A 4831-nucleotide genomic window follows, 5' to 3' on the forward strand; every position below is an offset into this window, starting at 1 on the left:
CCATCGTCATCGGCTCGAACGACATCGTGAACCCGGCGGCACAGGAAGACCCCAACAGCCCCATCGCCGGCATGCCGGTGCTGGAATGCTGGAAGGCGAAACAGGTGTTCGTGTCGAAACGCGGCCAGGGCACCGGCTATTCCGGCATCGAGAACCCGCTGTTCTACAAGGAAAACACCCGCATGTTCTATGGCGACGCCAAAAAGAGCATCGACGGCCTGCTGCCCATGATCGAGTGATTGATCGCATAGTTCGAACCTCCACCTGCTTCCCGAGTGAGGCTTTTCGAATGATTTAGCTAGTGCAGAGCACACCTGGCTGCGGATGATCATCTCGAAATCTCATTTGCCAGTATTGCGCGCCCATGCACTGCAAGAATTGCTGCGAACCTTGGACATCCGAATTGTCGGATGACTCCAAGGACGCGGGCATCATAGGCGGTATGGCCGATCAGCCGACGAAGATCCGAAGCGTGAAACTGCCAATTCTTGCTCGGTGCAGCTTTGATCAGGCGCCGTAATTCCCGTTCCGCCGGATCAAGCACGCACTGAGATCTGTTATCCGCTACCGGGCTCGTCGGCGCCATTGGCGAGGTTCGCCACCGGCGCATGAAGCCAAGCAGAAACCCTGCTGGAACGGCGGAATTTCCGCGCGCCTTGTTGAAGGCTACAAAGCGCTCCCAGATCGCTTGTGTGGCGACATTCCAACAGGCGAGGGAGGCCTTCGCGGCCCTGATCAGCTCTGCCCAAGGGGTGTGGTAGACGTTGGCCTGAGCATTGATTTCGATCCTTCCAGAGAAGATAGTTTTTCCATAGATAGTGATGTGCTGCCTGTGGCTGACACGATATCTGGCGATGGTGTACCGCCTTCGGTTTCACCAAAACGAAACAGCCAAGGCGCGAACTTGTCATTTGGCTTCCAGCGCACGAGCGCCAAGGCGGACCCGGCCAGCTCAGTGAGCAGGACGGTCAAATGCTGGCGCGATATGCCCATCTTCTCGGCCAAATGCGCGAGGGTGAAGGCGGCGGTGCCGCGCACGAGGCCGTTATAGCCGTCCTTCCAGGCGATGCCGTCAAGGATGATCGTCGCGAGCTTGTGGGCAGCGACCGAAAGGTCGGTCTCGGTGATGCGGCGCAAAATGGCGCCGGTGGTCATGGTCATGGGCGTGTCACCCGTCATTGCAGGACGCCAGACAGCGGGATGCAAAATTCGTTCAGGCAAAGTGGTGTGCCGGTTGAACGGGTTCAGCACTCACGCTAGATTATGGCGCTTCTCGGAAACCTTTGCGTGACGCCCCTTCAGTGATCGAATCCTGCCCTCAACGCACAACCAACGCGACATAAAGTGCGTTTTGCTGTGCTTCGGCCTTGAACACGATCGTGATACGGTTGCCAAGTGGACTGATGCAGCCGGTGTCGACCGCTATGGTTGCGAGATCATCGCCGAGAAGGTCGACTTCCTCTCCCGCCTGAAGGCTGGTGAAGGCGAAGACCCCGAACTGGTTGACCGCGAGCACCAGTTCACAAGCTGAGCTTCGCCAGACAAGGCCCGGTGGCGCAAGCCGCCGGGCCTCATCGCTTCGCTTCGAAGCTGACTTTCGCCTCAGGCAAGAAGATCAGCATGGAACGGACAATCCGTTCCAACCGGATGCTAGGCGGGCGCCAGTTCGGTCACGACCAGAGCAGTTGCGACCTCATCGACGTCGTCCCAATCAGCCACTTTGCCTTTGCAGCCGCAGTCTTTTGTCACAATGACATTGCGAGCACGCACAGCACTGTAAATGTCGCGAAGGGCCCGCGCTTCGGGACCAGAACGAGCCAGTTCATAACCTCCTCATTTACCGCCCCCGGGATGGGTTGGACCTCTTCAGGAATGTCAATTTTGGGCAACACGTCGAGAAAGGCCTCTTCCTGAACTGCATCCAGCGGGGCAGGGGTTTCCGCCCCAATTGCGGTTGAGAAGACCCCGATCAGCGCAAGGGCCCCGCCAACGATTTGCACTTTGAGATGTTTGGCCATACTCATTCTCCCCCAAGGACCTTGATGAACTTCTGCTCTTCGGCGGCGGTGGCTGCATCCATCACGCCCGCTTCGCCCATGCCCATGAGTTGGGCAGATTCCATGTTCCACATATTGGCCATGGCAATGGACAGCTCCGCCGTCACCCGGGTGTTCAGATCAATCGCCTCTTTCATCCCCTCGGTATCGGGGATTGCCTGCACCAGATCATGCACCCGCTCCAGACTCTCGGAAGCTTTGATGGAGGAGGATTCCGCTGCGGCCGTCAGGAAGGCAGCGGTGTTGGCCTGGGTGCCGATCCGTGCGGCGCCCTCGTCCTCGCTTTTTGCAAGCGTATCGACTGTTTTCACATCAAGGCCCGCTGAGGCGAAAAATTCCGAGACATATTGTGCGGCGGGCTTGTCACCGACTTTGCCGGAGGTGGTCATGCCGGAATAGCTGCCATCCTTGGCCGCCAGAAGCCCGCCTGTCAGATCATTCACATCAGGCAGGATATCATCAAAGAAGGTGTCCAGATCGGGAATGCCCAAGGCTTCCAGCGTCAGACCCTCCTTCAGCGCCTTCAACTGCTGTTCGAGGAGCAGGATCTGCTGGATCTGTTTCAGGATCTGATCGTCGAGCTTCAGGTTCGAGGCGATCATCTCTTTCACCTGCAGCTTGGCCTCGGCCAGGACCTCGCCGATCTTGGCAATGCTGCTGAGATCGACCGTTGGCACGCCCTGCGCGTGAGCAAAGGTTGGCAGGGTCAGCAAGAGCGAGACGAGAATGGGGCGCAGGCCCCGGGTGGTATGGGGGATCATTCGGAACCTGCCGTAACTTTGATGAATTTGGAATCAATGGCATAGGCCTGCAGCCAGAGCGCGTAGCGCGCTTGATCGACCTTGATGCGCGCCGCCTTGACCCGCTTGACCATCAGCGCGATCCGCACGGCTTCGGCACGGGCGTAGGTGTTGAGATCCAGCGCTTCCTTGGCAGATTTGGTGGTCGGAATGCGCTCGATGATGGAGCGCAACCGCTTCAACGCGGCCCCGATCTCTACGCTGGCCTCCATGCCATAATGCAGCCCGGCATCCGAGGTGTTGCTCGCCTCGGCAATCGCCATGTCGCGCGGATCGAAGGTGCCAACCTGGTCGACGCCAGTGATCTTGCCCGCATAAGCGTTGAAATACCCGGTGATGCGGGTGACGTAGTTGCGGGTTTCCTCAAACGGCGGGATCCCGCCATACTTGCTCACATTTCCCGGACCCGCGTTATAGGCGGCAAGCGCCAGCGGCACCGAGCCAAACTTGTTCATCTGCGTCAGGAAGTACCGGGCACCACCGTCAAGCTGCAGATGCGGATCATCGTAATAGGCGGGAAAGATGCCGAGGCCCTTGGCCGTGTCCGGCATGATTTGTGTGAGGCCAAAGGCACCGACCGGGCTGCGCGCCCCGATGGAAAACCCGGATTCCTGCTTCACGAGGCTCTGGAACCAGATGCGGAATTCGACGGGGTTGATACCCGCCCGCGCGAGGCCAGGGTGACCTGCATATTTCTGGGCCGTAGCCACGATCATCTCTTCGATATTGGTCTTGGCGTCACCAAAGAGCCGCGCGGCATAGGGGTTGCTGTCCTCCACCGCATAGAGGGCTTCGGCCTCAGCCCCGGGCAGGACCTCCAGATCACCGATCCAGGGCGTGGTGCCGGTCATCATCGCCAGCGTCGCATCCAATGCGTCGAGCTGGTCCTGATGCAATTCATCAATGCGGCGCTTCTTGTCGGCTTCAAGTTCGCGCACGCCTGTCAGCGCTGTCATCTGCGCGATTTCAAGCACGTGCTGGATAATCGACTTGCCGTCGGCCACAGGCACGCCTTGCGCGGCCACGGCCAAAGGCAGCGCCGCGATCGCCAGAGCCATTGCCCCAACAGACGACAAGGTTTTACCGGCAGGGAATGGCATCTGGGCTCGGGGTCATGCTGCGCGAATCCAATCCCGTATCCGGGCTTGCGCCCATGGTCGAAGTGGTGATGTTAGAGCTCGCCGTGCTCCAGCAGTTTGTCTTGGTGATCGGCACTTCGGCACAGGCCGAAAGGGCCAGACATCCAGCGGCAACCAGGGGCTTGACGCCCTTGGTTTGCAGCGAGGGACATTTCAACTTTGCACCCACAGCGCTATGGCGCATAATAGTTCTTATGTAATATATTGATTTCATTGAGTAATCATTCCATCCAGAAGTTCGGCCGCGCGGCATAGTCCGCGCCGAAGGCATTCAGGCCAGCCTGACCGCCACCGAGCGCTGTCAACAGCGGCCCGAGCGATTTCAGATCGACATTGAGCACGGTCGAGCTTTGCGCATTGCGCGACAGCACCAGACGCTGGCCCGGGATCGGGCCCAGCACGAAATCCAGCTCGCCATCGGTCAGCCGGAAGCTGTCGTAATCCGAGGCCGTGGCTTCGCCATTCGGGAAGAGAAGCTGGTTTGGCAGCGCTTCCAGGATCGAGCGGGCTTTCGAGCCGCGGATCTGGCTCGGGAACTGGGTCATCATCACCACGACCACGTTCTTCTTGCGCGCGGTCACCAGCCATTCTGCGAGCTTTTTCGCGAAGTATTCGTCGTCCAGAACCTTCCAGGCCTCGTCGATGATGATGAGTGTCGGGCGCTTTTCCTCGATCAACATCTCGATCCGGCGGAAGAGATAGCCAAGGATCGCGGTGCGTTCGGTGCCGAGGTCGAGGATCTCCGTCAGATCAACCGCCGTCACGTCATGGCTGGTGAAATCCACCACCGGCTCAGATGCCTCGCCAAAGACCCAGCCATAGCGGCCGTCCGGTG

5 protein-coding genes and 2 pseudogenes are annotated in these 4831 nt (G+C 59.2%); 2 read left to right on the forward strand and 5 right to left on the reverse strand.

Going from position 1 to position 4831, the window contains the following annotated elements; translation table 11 throughout:
• The coding region (locus BMX43_RS17620) for an NAD(P)(+) transhydrogenase (Re/Si-specific) subunit beta (RefSeq protein ID WP_139201619.1) at positions 1-239 on the forward strand (239 nt) is incomplete at its 5' end.
• 496 nt (positions 240-735) lie between these two features.
• Here the strand turns inward: BMX43_RS17620 and BMX43_RS20525 are convergent.
• Positions 736-1161, reverse strand: a complete 426-nt coding sequence (locus BMX43_RS20525) for a hypothetical protein (protein WP_425431817.1) — start codon at positions 1159-1161, stop codon at positions 736-738.
• Between the two features lie 205 nt (positions 1162-1366).
• On the opposite strand from BMX43_RS20525, the pseudogene BMX43_RS20290 reads away from it, so the two are divergent.
• Positions 1367-1531 (forward strand): annotated as a pseudogene (locus BMX43_RS20290) (single-stranded DNA-binding protein); the annotation flags it as partial.
• 214 nt (positions 1532-1745) lie between these two features.
• On the opposite strand, the gene BMX43_RS17635 reads toward BMX43_RS20290, so the two are convergent.
• The 4 genes and pseudogenes from BMX43_RS17635 to BMX43_RS17655 form a co-directional block, all read right to left on the reverse strand.
• Positions 1746-2018, reverse strand: coding sequence for a hypothetical protein (locus BMX43_RS17635; RefSeq protein ID WP_091303474.1), 273 nt, complete (start codon positions 2016-2018; stop codon positions 1746-1748).
• Positions 2019-2020: 2 nt separating this feature from the next.
• Complete coding sequence (locus BMX43_RS17640; protein WP_091303475.1) at positions 2021-2818, reverse strand: type IV secretion system protein; 798 nt, start codon at positions 2816-2818, stop codon at positions 2021-2023.
• Complete coding sequence (locus BMX43_RS20425; RefSeq protein ID WP_281243155.1) at positions 2815-3915, reverse strand: lytic transglycosylase domain-containing protein; 1101 nt, start codon at positions 3913-3915, stop codon at positions 2815-2817. Before BMX43_RS20425 ends, BMX43_RS17640 begins: the two co-directional genes overlap by 4 nt.
• A 302-nt stretch (positions 3916-4217) precedes the next feature.
• Positions 4218-4831, reverse strand: a pseudogene (locus BMX43_RS17655) (VirB4 family type IV secretion/conjugal transfer ATPase); the annotation flags it as partial.

Origin of the sequence: Gemmobacter aquatilis, assembly GCF_900110025.1 — a bacterium.
Classification (GTDB): domain Bacteria; phylum Pseudomonadota; class Alphaproteobacteria; order Rhodobacterales; family Rhodobacteraceae; genus Gemmobacter; species Gemmobacter aquatilis.

Coding starts and splice junctions, on each gene's coding strand:
- BMX43_RS20525 (WP_425431817.1), bottom strand. CDS start 1,161: ATGACCATGACCACCGGCGCCATTTTGCGCCGCATCACCGAGACCGAC.
- BMX43_RS17635 (WP_091303474.1), bottom strand. CDS start 2,018: ATGGCCAAACATCTCAAAGTGCAAATCGTTGGCGGGGCCCTTGCGCTG.
- BMX43_RS17640 (WP_091303475.1), bottom strand. CDS start 2,818: ATGATCCCCCATACCACCCGGGGCCTGCGCCCCATTCTCGTCTCGCTC.
- BMX43_RS20425 (WP_281243155.1), bottom strand. CDS start 3,915: ATGGCTCTGGCGATCGCGGCGCTGCCTTTGGCCGTGGCCGCGCAAGGC.